The sequence below is a fragment of the Clostridium sp. C2-6-12 genome, assembly GCF_009928485.1.
Lineage (GTDB): Bacteria > Bacillota > Clostridia > Clostridiales > Clostridiaceae > Clostridium.
In genome coordinates, this window is record NZ_JAABNP010000018.1 from 57028 (window position 1) to 76980 (window position 19953).

Consider the following 19953-nt stretch of genomic DNA (forward strand, 5'->3'; position numbering starts at 1 on the left):
ACCCTTCAATACTTAGGTTAATTTTTTTAGCGTATCAATTTAATTTTACCAACAATTTTTAGTGCTTGTATTGTAAAAAAACGACACTTATAGATAAGATCCGTTTTAAAAATAAATTCTATAAATTTCCCAAAATGATTACTAGAAAAATTAACTAAATTGATTTAAAAATTTAGCTTTGATATAATATCATAAAAAGCTAGGAGGTATACAAATGTTTGAAAAAGATAGCTATGAGGAAGATGTTAAGTTATTTAAAAAAGTGACTTCTACACAAGCAGATGAATTATTAACTAATGGAGACTTAGCGGTTACTTATATTGGCCGTGGAACATGTCCATACTGCCGTAAATTTGCTAAAAAATTAAGTGGTTTGACTGATAAAATTAGCACAACTATTTACTACATAGATAGTGTTGATTCTTCAGATGATTTTATTAACTCATTTAGAGAAAAATATAATATTGTGACTGTACCAGGATTTATTGTTAGCAAAAATAAAGAAATTGAGGTTCGTTGTGATTCTTCACTTCCAGAGGACGAAATTTTAGCTTTATTAAAATAAACCCTATCCTTTATATTATTTAAAATCAATAAAAAGATTTTGTTAGTTACACCTAAAAAACGACACTTATAATTAAGCGTCGTTTTTAAATTATTCTTTAATATATGAACAGCAATAATCTGCTACTTCTTTTACTTCTAAATTAAACTTAGAATTTGCTGGAACTTCAAAGCTTTCCCCTTCTTTATATGTAACAAACTTATCACTTCCTGGCAGTTTAACATCCATTGAACCACCTAAGACTTCCATTACTTCCTTATCTCCTGTACCAAATTCATAATCACCTGGTAACATTATTCCAAGAGTTTTTCTTTCCCCATTTTCAAAGATTACTGTTCTGCTTGTAACCTTACCATCAAAATATACATTTGCCTTTTTTACTGCTGTGACATTTTTAAATTCACTCATTATTGTGGCCCCCTTGTTTATATTATTTTATTTTTCTAACAAAAGCTTATTTATACTTACTATTTGTATGCAAGTACAGAATATATCCATTGCCTTTTTTAGTTCTTCAACCGATGGAAATGATGGAGCAATACGAATATTTCTATCTCTAGGATCCTTACCATATGGGTAGGTAGCTCCTGCTGGTGTCATTATTACTCCTGCTTCGGCTGTCATTTTAATTACTTCTTTAGCACAGCCATCAAGAGTATTTAAACTAATAAAATATCCTCCATTAGGCTTATTCCACCAAGCAATTTCCTTCCCATCTAGTTCAGCACCAAGAGTATCTAAAACAGCCAAAAATTTAGGATTAAGAATTTCAGCATGTTTTTTCATATGGGCTTCGATATTATTCATGTCTTTTAAGAATTTTACGTGACGAAGCTGATTCATTTTATCAGGCCCTATCATTTGAAGTGATAACTGTTCCTTAATTTTGCTTATATTTGCTTTACTAGCTGCCATTGCTGCTACGCCTGCCCCTGGAAAAGTTATCTTTGAAGTTGAAACATACATAAACACTCTATCTTCATTTCCCGCTTCCTTGCAAGCTGTAAGTATGTTTTTAAGTTTATCTCCCTTGCCAAAAAGATCATGTACTACATATGCATTATCCCAAATGATTCTAAAATCTTTAGCCTTAGTTTTCATTTGAGCAAGCCTATCCACAATATAATCAGAATAAGTAATTCCATCAGGATTGCTATACTTTGGTACACATAGAATTCCTTTTATTGCTTCATCACTGCTTGCAAGCTTTTCAATCATTTCTATATCCGGTCCATCAGAATTCATATCTACAGAAATCATTTCAATACCAAAAAGTTCACATATAGCAAAATGTCTGTCATATCCTGGACTAGGACATAAAAACTTAACCTTAGGAAGTTTTCCCCATGGAATTTCACTACCTGGCACCCCAAAAGTCATTGCACGTGCAATTGTATCATATATCATAGTAAGAGCGGAATTACCACCTACAATAGTTTCAGCTGAATCAGCACCAAGAATTTTTGCAAAAAGCTCTTTTGCTTCTTGGATACCATCCAAACCACCATAATTTCTACAGTCTATTCCATCTAAGCTCTTATAATCTTGCATCTCCATCATCTTTATTGATAAATCCAATTGTTCTTTGCAAGGTTTTCCACGTGACATATCATACTTAAGATTCATACTTTTAAAATCTTCATACTTTTTTAATAGTATCTCCCTGCGCTCTTGTAATTCTTTAACCTCTATTTCAGTAAATTTAACCATTTGTTTTAGCCCCCTATTAAGTACATTTTATAATATTATAATATATTGATTAACAATTTGGAAAATTTATTTTTATAAATTTATCAAGTCTATCAAAAGCTTCTTTCAGAATTTCATCAGAATAACAATAAGATATTCTCATATAGCCTTCCCCAAGTTCCCCAAAAGCTGTTCCTGGAACACAAGCTAATTTTCCTTCATTTAATAACTTTTCACAAAATTCTTCTGAAGGCATATTAAATTTTTTGATTGAAGGAAAAATATAAAATGCCCCATTTGGTTCTGTTACCTCTATATTAAGCTCCTTCAATCTGCTCATACAATAATTTTTTCTTCTCTCAAAGGTCTTCCTCATGTTTTCAACATCATTTTGGGAATTTCTCAGACCTTCAAGAGCTCCATATTGGGCTATAGATGGTGCACAAGAAACACCATACTGATGAACCTTAATTATTTCCTTCATATATTTTTCTTGACATGCTACATATCCTATTCTAAGCCCTGTCATTGAGAATATTTTTGAGAATCCACTTACAAAAATAATTTTATCCTTTATTTCTTTTTCCTGAGCTACTGAATAATAATCATCAAAAATTATAGCTGAATACATTTCATCAGTTATAACTACAACATCTCTTTCCTTTATTAATTTAACCAAGTCATCTCTTTGACCTTTAGTTAAAATTGCTCCAGTAGGATTTGAAGGAAAAGAAAGAATTAAATATTTTATATTTTGTGTATCTAATTTTTCTTTTATATCTTCTATATTTACAGTAAAATCATCATTTAACTTATAATTTACAACATCTGCATCTATCATTATTGAAATATTTTCATAAGCTGGGTACGCTGGTCCTGGTATTAAAATCTTTTCTCCTGGATTCATTAAAGCAAATAAAACTGAATATAACCCTTCGCTTCCTCCAACAGTAATACATATTTCATCTTTATAATATTCTATATTAAAGCCTTTTAAATAAGTACATATTTCTTCTCTAAGCTCATCTATACCTGCATTTGAAGTATATATAGTCTTATTTTCATTAATAGCTTTAATCATTGCTTCTGATACACTTTGAGGTACTGGAAAATCTGGCTGCCCAATTGTTAAAGAAATTGCCCCATCTACCTTCTTAACCTTTTCTGCAAACCTCCGTATTCCAGAAATCTGAATTTTTTCTACTTGTTTATTCATAAATATACTGCCCCCTGTTAAGATAATATAACCCTATTTTACAACATTACTAAAATTCCTTCAAACTATTTGTATTTTTATACTTATTTCTCTTTTAATTATTCCCAAACTTTATTATAATAAAATTGATTGTAAAATTACTAGAAAGGGTGATATAATGTCATATAATTTAACAGATCCTTATGAAATCGCTAGATTTATTAAGGAATCAAAAAAATCTACTCCAGTTAAAGTTTATGTTAACGGAGATTTAAGCAATGCTGATATGAATGATGTAGAATGGTATGGTACTAATGGATTTTATATACTAATGGGAGAATCTGATTCTATAACAAAAATAGTATTAGATAATAAACACCTTATAAAACACTTTAGAATAGAAAATGATAGAAGAAATTCTGCTATTCCTATGCTAGATTTACTAGAAGTAGATGCTAGAATTGAGCCAGGTGCTATTATAAGAGATAAGGTTACTATTGGTAAGAATGCAGTTATCATGATGGGAGCTGTGATTAATATTGGAGCTGAAATCGGTGATGGAACTATGGTAGATATGAATGCTGTAGTTGGAGCACGTGGACAATTAGGTAAAAATGTTCACTTAGGTGCAGGAGCAGTTGTTGCTGGTGTATTAGAACCACCTAGTAAAGAACCTTGCATGATTGGTGACAATGCTTTAATCGGTGCTAATTCTGTAATTCTTGAAGGAGTTAAGGTTGGTGCAGGTTCTGTTGTTGCTGCAGGTTCTGTTGTTACTGAAGATGTTCCAGAAAATGTTGTTGTTGCTGGTTCACCTGCAAAAATAATTAAAACAGTGGATGATAAGACTAAAGACAAAACTCAAATTTTAGAAGATTTAAGAAAATAGACTTTTTGATTTTTGATCTTACATAATTTTAAAAGGGTGTTTCAAAATTTAAATTTTGAAACACCCTTTAAGGTTATAACGTAAACTAGACTTAACATCTCATTTTTTAATTTTAAAAGAAAACTAAATTATTTAATAAATACTAATTAATTATTGACCACTTTAGATTTTTTAAGCTATTAATATTACTGACTTATACTGCCCCTTGTTCACTTGTCATTTCTTCTTTGTGAGCTCGTTCCATTTTTGAAATAGAAACCTCATATGCGACTTTCTTAACTACTTCACTTTCAGAAACCTTTTTTTGATATTCTCTACTTTGAAGTCTTCCCCATACTTTAATATTATCACCCACGCTTAAAGATTGGCAGAATCTCGAATTTCTTCCCCATGCAATAGTTGGAATATAATCTGATTTATTATAAGCTCTATTTACAGCTAGTAATACATCGGCAATTTCACGACCAAAAGGAGTTGTCCTATAAATAGGTTCCTTGCAGATATATCCATCTAAGAATATCTCATTAGGATTTTTGCTTCTTTCAAGACATGGTTCAATGTTTCTTGCAAAAACAGTAAGTATTAGCTTGTTTGATCCATCGATAAATTTATTATAAGATCTTAGTTGTCCTTCTACAATTACGTCTATTCCTACCTCTAACTTAATATCATTAAGCAGCCTTTCTGAAACAGTGATATTCAATGTATCTACTGAATCGCTTAATCTCATTACATCTAAATCAAAAGTATAGAACCCTTCCCCATACATTTCATGACTAAACTCTAATCCAGATGTTACCTTACCTTCAAGGTAAATTTTGTTATTTAGCATTAAATTATCCATTTGTAATCCCTCTCTCCATCGGAAATTATTTTATTTTGTGCAATATATGCTCCCACTAGCATATATTACCATTATAATACAAAAACTAGTTTATTTTCAATAAATATTATTATTTTTGTTTATGTTGAATACCTTGGTTGTCTACATTGTAATCTTCAAAAAATATCATTTCTCCTACTGGCTTAAATTCGTAACCTTTATCCTTAAGTTCTTTTATAATTCTCTCTAAATTTTGAGGAGTATATTTTGCATTATGAAAAAGAATAATTGAGCCTGGCTTTACATTTTTCATAACCCTGTTATATTCCATTTCAGGTGACGCTTCTTTCCAATCTACAGAATCAACATCCCATTGTATAGTCATATATCCTAAGTTTCTTACCTTTAAAAAAGCATCCTTATTATAATCCCCACTTGGAAACCTAAATAACTTTGGTTTATCTCCTGTATATTTTTCAATAATCTCATTAGTTTTTTCTATTTCTTCTTTCATTCTGGCAGCTCCAATTTTAGTAAAGCTTGGATGCTTGTAACTATGATTTCCTATTTCATGCCCCCCCTCTTTTATCGCCTTAAGCTTATTAACATTTTCCTCACTGTAATTAACCCATCCACCCATTATGAAGAATGTTCCTTTTACATTATATTTTTTCAAAATGCTTAATATTACTTCTATATTATCTTTTTCTACCCAATTTACATCAAAAGTTAAACTAACTACTTTTTCACTTGTATCCACACAATATATAGGCTCCTCTTCTTGTATATTTCCCATAACACTTATTCCTTTATTAATACCAATTGATACTACTATTAATATAAATATCAAAAATAAATTTATACAAATCCGTTTTTTCTTCCATACCACTTTTTATATTCACACCTTCTTATTTCAAGACTTCTATTTAAACTATATTCATTAAAATTTCTTTTATGCTGTTTATATAGTTTTCATTATATAATGTAAATAGTTTTATTTATTTGTTCCTATTTTCACTAAAACATAATTTGTGATATAATAAAAAAATCGGAGGCGACTTTGGTTAAGTTTCAGATTGCAGCATAGCTGCTCTTTATATAGGTGTAGATTTTAAGTGGTTATGGAGGTAGTTATGTACGAAAATTCATCGGAATTAGCAGAAAATAAATTACTAATGTTATATGTTTTAAAAACAATAAATGAACCAATATCAAATATTCAGCTTACTGAAATAATTCTTGAAAATAACTTTATTAATTATTTTACGTTTCAACAATATTTATCTGAGCTTGAAGAATCTAAATTCGTTGAATATCAGGAAATTAACGATAAAAAATTATTGGCTTTAACAGAAAAAGGAGATAATGTTCTTTCTTTATTTCAAGCAAGAATATCTCCTTCGCAAATGTCTATTGTAGATCAATATATAAAAGAAAAAATAGGGATAATAAAAAAGGAATTAACCATACACGCTGATTATACTCTTGGCAGCGGCGATGATAATTTTATTGTTGATCTAAAGGCAATTGAAGACAAAGCTTTATTAATGGAATTAAAATTATCAGTTCCTACTAAAAAACAAGCTTCTTTAATTTGTAATAAGTGGAAGGAAAATCCTTCCGAAATATATACAAATGTAATTAAGATATTAATTGATTAATATCTCTTGTGAGCTAAAGTCATAGCATTAGGCTCTTTGCCTAGTGGTATGACTTTTATATTTTTTTCATCAATTCCTATTACATTTAATTTGCCGTTTAAATAATCTCCAACAAATATATTTTCTTTAATCTTTATTATTCCTCTTGGCATTCCACCGATAACTATCTTCTTTTCTTCCGTTAATTCATTTAAATTTATAACACTTATAGAACCATCACATAAATTCGAAACATAAATATAGTTATCCTCTTCAAATAAATCAACTGGTGATAATCCCACCTCAACTTTTCCTATTAATTTTAGTGTATTTAATTCTATAATACCTATACTTCCATTTTTGTCATCTCCTAAGCAGCTTATACATACATATAGATACTTTTTATTATTTGAAATACTCATTTTCATAGGTGTATTTTTAACTTTTATTCTTTTAATTTCCTTGCTGTTTATATTGTCTATTACAGAAATACTTTCATCTTCCATATTGCTTACAAATAAAATATTACGCTCTTCTTCTAATACAATATTATGTGGAAATCTGCCTGTTGGTATTTCAAAATCAATTCTTTCATTTATCAAATTATATATAATAAGAGAATTCGATTCTCCACAAGACACGTAAATAAAATCATTATGCGCAACTATATCATTTGGATGAGCACCAATATATATATTTCCTTCTTCCTTAAAGGTATTATAATCTATTAATGAAATACTATTATTGTAATTATTAGCTACCAATATTTTATCTTTATATAATGATAATCCATGAGGGCCAAATGGACTTTCAGCTGCTGATAAAACTACTCTTTGGGTATTAAAATTCTCAGTATTTATTTTATTTAAACTATCTGAACCTGTATTACAAACAACAATATAGCTCACTCCATCTCCCCCTTAAAACAATCATATTCTTATGAATAATATATTCTAAAAATATATTATTGGCACAATTTCTTAAGGGCATTATCTTTATTTCTCGACAAATATCCTTTATAATAAGAGTATTAAATTTCATTAATATGAAAATTATTTATGAAATAGTTAAAATCTTAATAAATTTATTTTATATACGTTATATACATTAATAGGTATATGCTATAAATTTATTAGAGTTTAACATATAAATTTTAACTAAAGGAGTGCATTTTATGTTTTCTTATAAGACATCTGGTGTTTGTTCATCAAAAATTAATCTTGATATTGCAGATAATATCATTGAAAATGTTGAATTTGTAGGTGGTTGTGCTGGTAATCTTTCAGGTATTGGGCAATTAGTAAAAGGTATGTCAGTAGATGATGTTATTAGCAAATTAAATGGTCTTGACTGCAAAGGCAAAGGAACATCTTGTCCTGATCAATTATCTAAGGCTTTGCTAGAATGGAAAAAAGAAATTTCTAAGTAAATATAATTTAATTTTTAAAAACTCCTTACTTAAACTTGTTGTAAATATAAGTAACTCTTCGAGTTTATACTTATAAATAATTTAAGTAAGGAGTTTTTTTATTGAAGATAAGATTTTCTTTCACCTGATAATAAAGATAAAGTTCCTGTTATTTCTTCTATTATATCTTTATAACTTAAATATATATCAACATTTATATGGTCAAATTCATCACTTACTTCTTTTATCTTTCCATACAAATATTTTCCATTATCTATTAAATTCTTTAATATTAAGTTACTTTCTTTAGGGACATATCCTATTACATGGCCATCTACAGTTGAAATTAAAATTGCATTTGAATCATATGGATTATTAGGTTCTCTTATTAAGCAAAGAATACTGCCTTCTGTTAATTTATTATAGGCTTCACTTATATCTAAATAATTTGTCCCAGCAACATATATACTATTTAAATATATATCTTTAGTATGTTCTTCTATTATCATACTCTCTTTAATTTTAATATACTTCTTTTCCTTATTATTTGTTTTAATTAAAAGAGAATTAAGAGTTCTTCTCACAACATCCACCATCTCACAACTTATAGCGTTGCTAATAAGTTCTTCTTCATAAGAATCAAACTCTCCTATAAATCTTTGAAGATTTGTAGCTGCTTGAATTCTTGTTTCAATTAAAGCTGCTCTTAATGCCTGCAAATTAATATCTTTGTATTTATCTGAAAAATCTTCGTATTGAGCATATTTGATTACTATAAAAAAGCAAATTTGTCCAATATCTTCATAGGATAGATTATCTATTCTAATTTCATCTTGACCACTTAATATCTTATTCATAGGAAGCTTTCTAAGACCTAATTCAAATGCACATTTTTTTAATGCTTTATTTCCTATTGCAAAAGCATATTTGTATAACAACGCATTAGTTGAATCTCTTTTTAAAAGTATTTCAAATTCTTTCTTTTTTAAGTGATAAGAAGTTTTTTCTGAACAACTTATAATAACACTGCTATCAATATCGTCTATTAGAACATTATCCCCAATTACTTTATGCCAGATTTCTTTTTTACATATCCTTTTGCAGCTTTCAACTATATCTTTAACATCATTACTATATTTAAAGAAACTATGATTTCTCTTTGTTTTATAATCATCGATTAAAACAGCTTCTATAGAATAAATTATTGAAATAACTGAATATAAAGAGTATATTTTTCCATCGACTTTGTCTATAATATTAATTAATTTTTTACAAACTTTTATTGCATCCTTTATCTCATAAATTCCATAATCAGAAAGCAGCATACTAAAAGTTTTTGAAAAAACTTCAATTTCTTCACTGTTAAATTCCTTACTTTCTAGATACTCTAAAATATCTATTGAAAGCATACAACTTGAAAGTAATTCTGGTATTCCAACTTGATTTATTGGACCTTCTTCGATCATCCATTTTTTAATTTCATCATTTGTTGGAATCAAGCTCATTACACAAAATACCTTTCCATAACCTTCCGACTTTTTTGCTAGCTCGAAAATATTTTCATTTCTGTTTCCTGTATATTCATATGCTTTAACAACATAAAAAATATATTCATTATGAATTGAAAATATCTTTAAAAATTCATCTATACTTTTAATTTTACATATTGGCCCAAGTAATAATCCTAATTTTATTTCCTCACTGGAGCTACTTTCTATAATAAATTTTTCTAACAAACAACTTATTTTATTCTTATTTTCACTTAACTCCAAGGAATATTTAAACTCTTTAACCAACTCATTATAATAAGTTACAATTGGATTCAACGTTATATAATTACTTATTTTTATTACAGTTTCTTTATTAAGTTCTTCATTTAACATTATTTTTATTAGTCCATGTGCCAATCTGTTCTTTTCATATTCCTTAAGTCTATCTGTTTTATTTGTAACGCAGTTAAATTCTACTTTTCCTGCTTTCTCAAAATCTTGATCATTATATAATTCCTCTGAATTTATATCATAAAATTCTTTCAGAATATAGTATATTGATTTATCCTTGCTAGTCAAATTGTCTTTAATTTTAGTCATATCCCCAATACTACTCCTTTTAAGCAAAATTCTACAAAACACCTTAAACAAAATAATAAACTATTCTACTGATTTATTATCAACTATACTTAAATTATCTTAGTTATGATTTTTCTCATATCTCCTATCATATATAATGATCCACTTATTAATATTAAATCTTCTTCATTAGCTTCCTTAATAGCTGATATAAATGCCTCTTCATAATTATCCATAGCAACAACATTAGAATTGCATTTCAGTATTTCATTTTTCAAATCTTCACTAAGTTCAGCCCTTTCACTATGTGGTGTTAAAGCATAAACCTTTTTGGCCATAGGTGTTATTTCTTCTATCATTTCTTTAACTTGTTTATCGGCTAAAATCCCTAATAACAGATATATCTTATTATACTTAAAATATTTTTCCACATTCCTTTTAAGAGACTTAATTGCATCTATATTATGTGCTCCATCAATTAATATAGTTGGTTTTCTTCCTAATACTTCAAGTCTTCCTATCCATTTTACATCTTCTAAAGACTTTTCTACTATCTTTTTATCTAGTAAAATATTTTCTATATCAAACAAAGCTTCTATAGCATTTAAAACTACTCCTAAATTTATTATTTGATGTTCCCCAAGTAGCGGCAGATTAATTGTATATGTATTTTTACAGCCTTTAATTTGTACCTTCTGATATAATTGTTCATAATTAATATCAATCAATTCTCCATTTTCTTTTTTAACTAAATACACTTTTGAATTTTTTTCTTCTGCTGTCTTTAATATAACTTCTTCCACTTCTTTTTCTTGAGGATACAGTATTACTGGCACACCCTCTTTTATTATTCCAGCTTTTTCCTTTGCAATATCTTTTAAATTATCTCCTAAAATGTTCATATGATCTAAGCTTATGGATGTTATTACACTTACCTTTGGAGTTAATACATTAGTTGAGTCTAATCTTCCTCCTAAACCAACTTCAATAACACCATAATCAACTTTTTCATTATAAAAATGTAAAAACATAAGAGCCGTTATAATTTCAAATTCTGTTGGATGTTCATATCCTTCTTCTATTACTTTGTTTATTGCAATCTTTACCTGTTCTAACAAATTCACTAAAGTAACTTTATTAATCTTCTCCCCATTAATTTGAATTCTTTCTTCAAATTCCTCTAAATAAGGAGAAGTATACATTCCTACCTTATATCCATAACCCCTTAAAATCTTTGTAATCATAGCTGTTGTTGAACCTTTTCCATTAGTTCCTGCTATGTGTATTAACTTTAATTTTTCATGAGGACTCCCAAGAAGTTCCAAAAGTCTAAATGTTCTTTCCAATCCATAATTAGAACCAAATTTCCCAACACTTGAAATATAGTTCATTGCTTCATTATAAGTCATGTTCATTTTGAATTACCTCGTGTCTTTTTTATTATTAATAAAATTTTTATTACTTCTATTATACTTTAATTATTAAGTAATGACTAATATAAACTTAAATTCCACAGGTAATCCTTACATTTATTAATAATAATCATTCAACTTTTCAAATTAAATCCAAAAATAATATGAACCTTCATTTAACTAGTCAATAATTTTAACATCATATATTTTCCAAATAAGTTTTCTCTTATTAACTTTTTAATTTCGCTATTTCATTCCATACAGAAGATACTAGTATGCTGATTAATAACATAATGCATATTATCAATACTGAGTTTGTAACTGATATTTCAATTTTCCAAAATATTAACATAAGCTTTAAACCAGTAAATATTAATATACCTCCCACACCATATTTCATAAACTTAAACATGTTATTCATTTTTTGAAGAATGTAATACATACTTCTCAAACCTAATATTGCAAATATATTAGAGGTATATACTATAAATGTATTTGTAGTTATTGAAAATATTGCTGGTATTGAATCTATTGCAAAAATGATATCTGAAAATTCTATTACTAAAAGAGCCGCCAAAAGAGGTGTTGCATAAGTAATTCCCTTTCTTTTTATAAAAAATTTATTTCCATAAAAATTATTGGTTATTGGTATAATGTGTCTTAAAACTTTAACAGCAAAATTATCCTTTACTTGAATATTGTCATTTTCTTTAGAAAACATTTTAAATCCACTAATAAGTAGTATTACTCCAAATATTGAAAGGAGCATACTAAATTTGCTTATTATAGCCACTCCTAGTAAAATAAAAACTAATCGCAAAACCATAGCCCCAATGACTCCATATAATAGTACTCTTTCCTGATGCTCTTCTCTTATCTTAAAGCTTGAAAAGACCATTAAAAATAGAAATAAATTATCTAAGCTTAAAGACATTTCCACTATATATCCGCCAAAATATTCCCACGCTGCTTTTTCTCCTTTTAAATAGAATATAAAGATATTAAAGATCATTGATAATGAAATCCAACAAATTAAATTTAATAAGGATTTTTTCGTTTTCAAAATAAATCCCTCCATACATATTTCTCTTAAATTATGTATATTAATATTTATTCTGTAATATCCTTATTTTATTAAAATCTTCAAATCAATTTTCCGTCACTTCCAACTTTATATCCATCAACAACGGAATTAATCACCAAGCTTCCTTCCTTATCAATATAATACCATTCATTATTAATCTTATTCCAGCCTTCATGTATTACCTCTTCTTTATTCAACTCAAAATTAGTAATGATATATTCTTTTTTATCTATTGGTTTTATTCTAACCACATTATCTGCTACTTCTAAATTCTCATTCATTAATAAAAATTTTCTCGTATCCGAGTTATACAAATAAAGATTATTTAAATTTGGGTTTTCTTTAAATTTGATTTCTAAAAAAGAATTCGTTTTTAAATAATCAAAACTTCTCAAATATACACCATTAAATCCATCATTTGCAATTTCGCCTAAAACTCCGCCCTTAAAAATTTCCATATTATTATTAACTATATCATTGTAAGTTATGGTATCAACCTCTATATTATTGTACTTTATTAATAATCTTAATAAAAATTCTTCAGCCATTTTATAATCCAGTGATGATACACTACATTTCTTTAATTCTACTTCTTTTTTGTCATTGTTGCTTATTATTGTAAAAGTCTTTATCTGATTTATTAAATTATTTTTATTAATTAATTTTTTTGATAATTCTTGATTTTGATTTGAAATGTTTCTCCTCTTTACCCTATGTCTTTTTTTCTCTTTTGATTCCTCGTCAACATAATTCTTTTCTGGCACTTGCTCTTTTATCTTATCCAAATCACTTTTCTTGGCCATATTATCCTTTTCATAATTTTTTGCTTTATCTTCATTTATTTCAGCTGATGGTTTAGTCATATCACTTGACCTGGAATTTTCTTTATCATTTGGCTTTTCTACTTCACTTTTTTCATCGTTTTTTCCTTTGTACTCTTCTTTTTCAGCCGATGGTTTAGTTATATCACTTGGCTTAGAATTTTCTTTATCATTTGATTTTTCTGCTTCTCCCTTTTCTCCAGTATTTTTTTGATCGTTTTTTCCCTTATCTTCTTCTTTTTCAGTTGATGGTTTATTTGTATCACTTGATTTCGAATTTTCTTTATCATTTGATTTTTCTTGTTCACCTTTTTCTCCTGCAGTTTTTTCATCCGTTTTTCCTTTATCCTCTTTTTCAGTCGATGGTTTATTTGTATCACTTGACTTGGAATTTTCTTTGTCCTTTGACTTTTCTGATCCATCTTTTTCTCCTGCTGTTTTTTCATCTGTTTTTCCTTTATCTTCTTCAATCGATGGTTTATTTGTATCACTTGACTTGGAATTTTCTTTATCATTTGAGTTTTCTGCTTCACCTTTTTCTCCAGTATTTTTTTCATCCTTTTTGTTTTTATCTTCCGTCTTTGTCCATTTAGCATATAATTTGGAGTTTTTTATAACTATATCAGAGTCTATAACCTCTCCTAAATCTGCTATTATATTAACTTTATTAATACACTCAGGTTCTTTATACCAACCTTCTATTTCATACCCTAGTCTAGAAACATCCGGCACCTTGCTTTTATATATATCTTTATTCATATTCCTATTTGTTTTTATACTTAAATTAATATCTTGTGTTACTATGCTTTCTGAATCATCATAATTAGGATACCATTTAACATTTACTAATCTTAATTTACTTAAAAAGCGTTGATACTCTTCTTGATTTATGTAGTCTTTTGGGTATATCCATTCGCTTATATTACTTCCCATTGAAATATTTTGCTCTAAGAAAGGTATTTCCCGATTACCAAATCTCACTGTTTTTAAACTAGCCATTCCACCTAAAGCATTTTCTCCTATTTTCTTAGCTTCTTTTAAATATAATTTATTAAAGCCACACCCCCAGAAAGATCTCCTTCCAATTTCTTGAACATTATCTAATATATCTTTATTCAATGCAGTACAACCTTCAAAGCAACTATCTCCTATTTTATATATATTATCTAAACTATCTATACGTAAATTATTGCAATTCATAAAAGTTCTTGCCGGCAATTCAATCAACTCATGATTAAACTTTCCTATATCACTTAATTTTTTACAAAATGCAAAACTACTTTCTTCCTCTATTTTTTTTATACCATTTAAATTTATTTCTTTTAGCAAAGCACATCCATCAAATGAGTGATTTCCTATACTACTTATATTTTTAGACATTTTAAAATTTTTTAAGCCATTACAATTAAAGAAGCACCTTCCATATAAAGTACAATCAATTTCCCCTAAATCTACATTTGTAAGATTTCTTTTATTTTTAAATACTCCACCTAGCTTTATAATAGGATTTCCATTTGAATCACAAAACCCTAAAATATTTTCTTCAATGACTAGGTTTTTTAAATCTTTATCTTCAAAAGCTTTTTCATATATATACTTAACTTTAAAATTGTTACCATTATAACTAATAGTATTTTTTACAACAACGTTATCATTATTATTTGACCATAACATTACATCTCCTTGTTTTAATTTTTTGTAAACGTTATTGCCAGCTATAAAAATATCTGAAGTTAAATCAATATTTTCATTTATAGATTTATTAATTTTTCCATCTTGATTATTATTTATTTCTATATGACCACAAACTTTTTTATTATCAAATACAATTAATACAGTTATTAGAATTATTAAAAGCTTTTTACTCATATATTTTTTATGGCTGCCTCTGCATTCAAAACCTAATGATCTTATTTTTTTATCATACATATATATATTTCTATTAATTTTTCTTTCCTCCAACTCTTTTAGTTTGTTATATTTCATAATTCTTATTACTTTTATATATATTAATTTTTCTTAAATTATTACCATATTTTAAAACATGTAAACAAAATAATGAAATAAAAAAGACATTATCAGAACTCAATCCTTCTGACAATGTCTTTTCATATTTAAGCTATTTAATTTAATGCTTCAATCCTAACTTTAACAGCTTCAAGCATTTCTACATATTTAACTCTTTTTTCTTTTTCAGCTTCTATAACAGCTGCTGGCGCTTTAGCAACAAAGCCTTGATTTCCTAGTTTTTTATCTATTCTATCAATTTCGCCTTCTAATTTCTTTAATTCTTTATTTAATCTTTCTAATTCTTTTTCTTTATCAACTAAGTCTAAAAGTGGCATAAATAATTCTCCACCTTTAACTACTAAAGATACAGCATTAGCTGGAACATTAGCTTTATCAGCAATAAACTCAACTTCTGAAGCTGAAGCTAATTTTTCAATGTATGCACTTCCTGCATTAAATGCCTTTTTAGCATCTTCAGCAATGTAGCAGATTACTTTAGCCTTTCTTGAAGGTGGTACATTCATTTCAGCTCTTACATTTCTTAATCCTTTTATTGCTTCAATTACAAATGCCATATCATTTTCTGCTTCTTTATTTACTAAAGCTTCATCAAATACTGGCCAAGCTGAAGTTGTTATAGTTTCTTCATCGCTTAAATGAGTGAAGATTTCTTCTGTTATAAATGGCATAGCTGGATGTAATAATTTCAAACCTGTAATTAATACAGTGTTTAATACATTGTAAGCTATTCCCTTAGCTTTTTCATCATCACCATAGAATACTGGTTTAACAAGTTCTATATACCAATCACAGAATTCAGTCCACATGAAATCATAAACCTTTTGCATTGCAATTCCAAGTTCATATTTTTCCATGTTTTCTGTAACTTCTTTAATTAATGTATTCATTTCTGATAAGATCCATTTATCTGCTAAAGAATATTCTTTGCAGTCTTTGTACTTGTTCATTATATCTTTATCAAGATTCATCATTACAAATCTTGAAGCATTCCAAATCTTATTAGCAAAGTTTCTTGAAGATTCAACTCTTTCTGGGTAATATCTCATATCATTTCCTGGAGCATTACCAGTAGCAATCATAAATCTTAAAGCATCAGCTCCATAAGTTTCAATTACTTCTAATGGATCTACACCATTTCCTAAAGATTTACTCATTTTTCTTCCTTGTGAATCTCTAATTAATCCATGAATAAGTACTGTATTAAATGGAGTTTCACCCATACAATGAAGTCCTGAGAATATCATTCTAGCAACCCAGAAGAATATAATATCATGACCAGTAACTAATGTGCTTGTTGGATAGAAATATTCTAAATCTTCTGTTTTATGTGGCCAGCCAAGTGTTGAGAATGGCCATAATGCTGAAGAGAACCATGTATCAAGTACGTCATTATCTTGTTTAAGGTTAGTGCTTCCACATTTAGTACATGTATTTGGTGCATCTTCAAGTACCATCATTTCACCACAATCTTGACAGTAGTAAACAGGAATTCTATGCCCCCACCATAATTGTCTTGAAATACACCAATCTTGAATGTTTTCCATCCAGTTAAAGTAGATCTTATCAAATCTTTCAGGAACAAATTTAGTTTTTCCATTTTTAACTACTTCTATAGCTGGTTTTGCAAGAGCATCCATCTTAACATACCATTGTTTTGATATGATTGGTTCTACAGTGGTTCCACATCTATCATGAGTACCAACGTTATGTGAGTGGTCTTTAATCTTAACTAAAAGTCCAAGTTCTTCTAAATCCTTAACTATAACTTTTCTAGCTTCATATCTATCTAAACCTTTGTATTTTCCACCTTTTTCGTTGATAATTCCTTGATCGTCCATAACTCTTATGATTTCTAAGTTGTGTCTCTTTCCAACTTCAAAGTCATTGGGATCATGAGCTGGAGTCATTTTAACTGCACCAGTTCCAAATTCTAAATCAACATAGTCATCCCCTACTATAGGAATTTCTCTATTTACTAATGGTAAAATTACTGTCTTTCCAATTAAATGCTTATATCTTTCATCATTTGGATTTACAGCAACACCACTATCTCCAAGTAATGTTTCAGGTCTTGTTGTTGCAATTTCAAGGACCCCACTTCCATCAGCTAATGGATAGTTAATATGCCAGAAGTGACCTGCTTGTTCTTCATATTCAATTTCAGCATCTGATAAAGCTGTTTGACAATGTGTACACCAGTTAGTTATTCTGTTTCCTTGATAAATTAAGCCTTCATTATATAACTTAACAAATACGTGTTTTACAGCAGCACTAAGATTTTCATCCATTGTAAATGCTTCTCTTGTAAAGTCAGCAGATACTCCAAGTTTTTTAACTTGGTTTCTTATTGTAGCTCTGTACTTATCGCTCCATTCCCAAACCTTTTCAAGGAAAGCTTCTCTTCCCATTTCCTTCTTGTCATAACCTTGCTCAGCTAGCATATTTGCAACTCTAACTTCTGTTGCAATAGAAGCATGGTCTTCTCCCGGTAGCCATAATGTAGAAAACCCTTGCATTCTCTTAAATCTAATAAGCATATCTTGAAGAGTATCATCAAATGCATGACCTAAGTGAAGCTGACCAGTTATATTTGGTGGTGGCATAACTATAGTATAAGGCTTTTTACTCTTATCAACTATTGGTGTAAAATAACCTTTTTCTTCCCAATTCTTATAAATTCTTTCTTCAAATTCTTTTGGATCATATGTAGTTGCTATGTTTTTGATTTCTTCTGACATTTATATTCCTCCGTTTAATCTCTAGTGTACAAGGTATTAAAAGCTCCTTGTCATAGCATTTTATATAACTGCATACAAATTACTGTAGCATTAAATTATTAAATAAAACATATTTAGGCATGATGTGCATAATCACAGCTTTACCTTTTAAAACATTGACTTAAAGTATAGATTTCATTATTCTATTATAGTTTTTTCCCATTCTTAAGAATACTAATTAGTCCAAGAGGTTTTTCTTCCCCATGTAATAACCTGATTATATTAGTCCGATGAGAAATAATTATTAATACAAAATATATACTTGCAAATAAGATAATCCACCAATATTCTTTTGTATATACAATTCCATGATAAATTGCCTCTACTGCAAAAAAAGTTAATGCAAACACCGACATCCTATCCACAATTAATAATAAAATAATTCCAAAAAGTAATAATATTACTGTAAAAACTGGATTGACAGCCATATACACTCCAAGACCTGATGCAAACCCTTTCCCGCCTTTAAATCCAAGTAAAATAGGATAATTATGCCCTAATATAACAGCAAGACCTGCTAAATAACCAGCAAGAATTCCAAATTCTGCTCCTCCCATAGACGTAAATATCACTTTTCCCACAACTGCGCAAATAAAACCTTTAAAAAAGTCTAGACATAACGTAATGACTCCATATTTAATACCAAATACACGAGTCATATTAGTAGTACCTGGATTTTTACTTCCTAGCTCTCTAATGTCTTTGTGAATAAATTTGTTTGATATAACAATGGCAGTTGAAAAGTTACCAATAAAATAGCTAAGTACTAGTAATAGTGAAAGTTGCCACCAATAATCCATAAACATAATTCTAACACTCCTTTCCCTATTAATGTAATACATATTTGTTTCGTCGAATTTTTCTATTATGAATTTTATAAAGAAAAAATCACTTGCATACATTCACTTATGTTTTGTAATACCAAAATATAAAATTTTGGATTTTCAACGCAAAAAAAGCCTTCATCACAAAAGGACGAAGACTCGCGGTACCACCTTTATTTCCACTTATGCAGAATTTCTACATTAATGGACTCTTAATTTAAATAACGATTCAGATAAACCGTCTTTAGCTACTATTAGTTCACTAAAGAAGCTCAAAAGCTACCTTCAAAATCCTTAGCATAAGGGTTCCCAGCCTTCCCCTCTCTCTTGCGAATTTTTCCTAAATCATCATTTAGAAAAATCTGTACTACTCAATTTATTTGAGTTTCCTACTAATGCCTCTAAATTTTTACTCCTCTTTCTCACTGCTTTTAAAATATCAATTTACTTACGATAATATCTTATTGTATAAATTTTGTCAATAATAAATTTCTTATTTTAAAATACTTAATACACATGATAAAGTATTTTAAAATCGGCTTCTTAATACTTTTTATACTAAATCAATTTACTCTTATATAATATATTTTTAGTTCTTTGAAAGATGAATTATGCTATTTTCATTTTTCAAAGTTTTTATAGTTAAACTCAAATTTACTAGAATAATTATAACATGGATTTAATCATAAGCGTATTATAATGTATAGTGTAATTATTACCAAATGC

General features: G+C 28.2%; 16 protein-coding genes and 1 other annotated feature. Of the genes, 4 read left to right on the plus strand and 12 right to left on the minus strand.

Annotated elements, in window-relative coordinates:
* The first annotated feature begins 214 nt into the window (after positions 1-214).
* Complete coding sequence (locus tag GXK56_RS15735; RefSeq protein ID WP_160689073.1) at positions 215-565, plus strand: thiol reductase thioredoxin; 351 nt, start codon at positions 215-217, stop codon at positions 563-565.
* A 90-nt stretch (positions 566-655) separates the two neighbouring features.
* Here the strand turns inward: GXK56_RS15735 and GXK56_RS15740 are convergent, their stop codons facing one another.
* The 3 genes from GXK56_RS15740 to GXK56_RS15750 are packed head-to-tail and all read right to left on the minus strand — an operon-like array spanning position 656 to position 3470.
* On the minus strand, positions 656-973 hold the full coding sequence (locus GXK56_RS15740) for a pyrimidine/purine nucleoside phosphorylase (RefSeq protein WP_160689075.1): 318 nt from the start codon (positions 971-973) through the stop codon (positions 656-658).
* A 27-nt stretch (positions 974-1000) separates the two neighbouring features.
* Complete coding sequence (locus tag GXK56_RS15745; protein WP_160689077.1) at positions 1001-2275, minus strand: aminotransferase class I/II-fold pyridoxal phosphate-dependent enzyme; 1275 nt, start codon at positions 2273-2275, stop codon at positions 1001-1003.
* Between the two features lie 49 nt (positions 2276-2324).
* Positions 2325-3470 carry an aminotransferase class I/II-fold pyridoxal phosphate-dependent enzyme gene (locus GXK56_RS15750; protein WP_160689079.1) on the minus strand — a complete coding sequence of 382 codons (1146 nt, stop codon included), beginning with the start codon at positions 3468-3470 and terminating at the stop codon, positions 2325-2327.
* Positions 3471-3627: 157 nt separating this feature from the next.
* Here GXK56_RS15750 and dapD point away from each other — a divergent pair, with 157 nt between their 5' ends.
* Complete coding sequence (dapD, locus tag GXK56_RS15755) at positions 3628-4338, plus strand: 2,3,4,5-tetrahydropyridine-2,6-dicarboxylate N-acetyltransferase (protein WP_160689081.1); 711 nt, start codon at positions 3628-3630, stop codon at positions 4336-4338.
* Between the two features lie 193 nt (positions 4339-4531).
* Here dapD and GXK56_RS15760 read toward each other — a convergent pair whose 3' ends face one another.
* On the minus strand, positions 4532-5182 hold the full coding sequence (locus GXK56_RS15760; protein WP_160689083.1) for a single-stranded DNA-binding protein: 651 nt from the start codon (positions 5180-5182) through the stop codon (positions 4532-4534).
* A gap of 109 nt (positions 5183-5291) precedes the next feature.
* Positions 5292-6050 carry a polysaccharide deacetylase family protein gene (locus tag GXK56_RS15765; RefSeq protein WP_160689085.1) on the minus strand — a complete coding sequence of 253 codons (759 nt, stop codon included), beginning with the start codon at positions 6048-6050 and terminating at the stop codon, positions 5292-5294.
* Between the two features lie 244 nt (positions 6051-6294).
* On the opposite strand from GXK56_RS15765, the gene GXK56_RS15770 reads away from it, so the two are divergent.
* The gene (locus GXK56_RS15770; protein ID WP_160689087.1) at positions 6295-6822 is read left to right on the plus strand and encodes a DUF4364 family protein; all 528 of its coding nucleotides are present in this window, start codon (positions 6295-6297) and stop codon (positions 6820-6822) included.
* On the opposite strand, the gene GXK56_RS15775 is transcribed toward GXK56_RS15770, so the two are convergent.
* The gene (locus GXK56_RS15775) at positions 6819-7709 is read right to left on the minus strand and encodes a YncE family protein (protein WP_160689089.1); all 891 of its coding nucleotides are present in this window, start codon (positions 7707-7709) and stop codon (positions 6819-6821) included. The two genes, GXK56_RS15770 and GXK56_RS15775, sit on opposite strands and share 4 nt — an antisense overlap.
* Positions 7710-7975: 266 nt before the next feature.
* On the opposite strand from GXK56_RS15775, the gene GXK56_RS15780 reads away from it, so the two are divergent.
* Complete coding sequence (locus GXK56_RS15780) at positions 7976-8230, plus strand: TIGR03905 family TSCPD domain-containing protein (protein ID WP_160689091.1); 255 nt, start codon at positions 7976-7978, stop codon at positions 8228-8230.
* 98 nt (positions 8231-8328) lie between these two features.
* On the opposite strand, the gene GXK56_RS15785 is transcribed toward GXK56_RS15780, so the two are convergent.
* From GXK56_RS15785 to GXK56_RS15810, 6 genes are all read right to left on the minus strand, one after another.
* Entirely contained in the window at positions 8329-10299 is a 1971-nt protein-coding gene (locus GXK56_RS15785) for an HIRAN domain-containing protein (RefSeq protein ID WP_160689093.1), read from the minus strand.
* A gap of 89 nt (positions 10300-10388) precedes the next feature.
* A complete protein-coding gene (locus GXK56_RS15790) occupies positions 10389-11693 on the minus strand; it encodes a folylpolyglutamate synthase/dihydrofolate synthase family protein (protein WP_160689095.1) in 1305 nt (434 codons plus the stop codon).
* A gap of 226 nt (positions 11694-11919) precedes the next feature.
* Positions 11920-12753, minus strand: a complete 834-nt coding sequence (locus GXK56_RS15795) for a TerC/Alx family metal homeostasis membrane protein (protein WP_160689097.1) — start codon at positions 12751-12753, stop codon at positions 11920-11922.
* An 80-nt stretch (positions 12754-12833) separates the two neighbouring features.
* Positions 12834-15581, minus strand: coding sequence for a leucine-rich repeat protein (locus GXK56_RS15800; protein WP_160689099.1), 2748 nt, complete (start codon positions 15579-15581; stop codon positions 12834-12836).
* A gap of 137 nt (positions 15582-15718) precedes the next feature.
* Complete coding sequence (locus GXK56_RS15805) at positions 15719-18364, minus strand: valine--tRNA ligase (protein WP_160689101.1); 2646 nt, start codon at positions 18362-18364, stop codon at positions 15719-15721.
* Between the two features lie 185 nt (positions 18365-18549).
* A complete protein-coding gene (locus GXK56_RS15810) occupies positions 18550-19209 on the minus strand; it encodes a glycerol-3-phosphate acyltransferase (RefSeq protein ID WP_160689103.1) in 660 nt (219 codons plus the stop codon).
* Positions 19210-19371: 162 nt separating this feature from the next.
* Positions 19372-19662: a binding site (T-box leader), on the minus strand.
* Positions 19663-19953 lie beyond the last annotated feature (291 nt).

Coding starts and splice junctions, on each gene's coding strand:
- GXK56_RS15750 (WP_160689079.1), bottom strand. CDS start 3,470: ATGAATAAACAAGTAGAAAAAATTCAGATTTCTGGAATACGGAGGTTT.
- GXK56_RS15760 (WP_160689083.1), bottom strand. CDS start 5,182: ATGGATAATTTAATGCTAAATAACAAAATTTACCTTGAAGGTAAGGTA.
- dapD (WP_160689081.1), top strand. CDS start 3,628: ATGTCATATAATTTAACAGATCCTTATGAAATCGCTAGATTTATTAAG.
- GXK56_RS15780 (WP_160689091.1), top strand. CDS start 7,976: ATGTTTTCTTATAAGACATCTGGTGTTTGTTCATCAAAAATTAATCTT.
- GXK56_RS15805 (WP_160689101.1), bottom strand. CDS start 18,364: ATGTCAGAAGAAATCAAAAACATAGCAACTACATATGATCCAAAAGAA.
- GXK56_RS15790 (WP_160689095.1), bottom strand. CDS start 11,693: ATGAACATGACTTATAATGAAGCAATGAACTATATTTCAAGTGTTGGG.
- GXK56_RS15800 (WP_160689099.1), bottom strand. CDS start 15,581: ATGAAATATAACAAACTAAAAGAGTTGGAGGAAAGAAAAATTAATAGA.
- GXK56_RS15735 (WP_160689073.1), top strand. CDS start 215: ATGTTTGAAAAAGATAGCTATGAGGAAGATGTTAAGTTATTTAAAAAA.
- GXK56_RS15745 (WP_160689077.1), bottom strand. CDS start 2,275: ATGGTTAAATTTACTGAAATAGAGGTTAAAGAATTACAAGAGCGCAGG.
- GXK56_RS15785 (WP_160689093.1), bottom strand. CDS start 10,299: ATGACTAAAATTAAAGACAATTTGACTAGCAAGGATAAATCAATATAC.
- GXK56_RS15810 (WP_160689103.1), bottom strand. CDS start 19,209: ATGTTTATGGATTATTGGTGGCAACTTTCACTATTACTAGTACTTAGC.
- GXK56_RS15770 (WP_160689087.1), top strand. CDS start 6,295: ATGTACGAAAATTCATCGGAATTAGCAGAAAATAAATTACTAATGTTA.
- GXK56_RS15740 (WP_160689075.1), bottom strand. CDS start 973: ATGAGTGAATTTAAAAATGTCACAGCAGTAAAAAAGGCAAATGTATAT.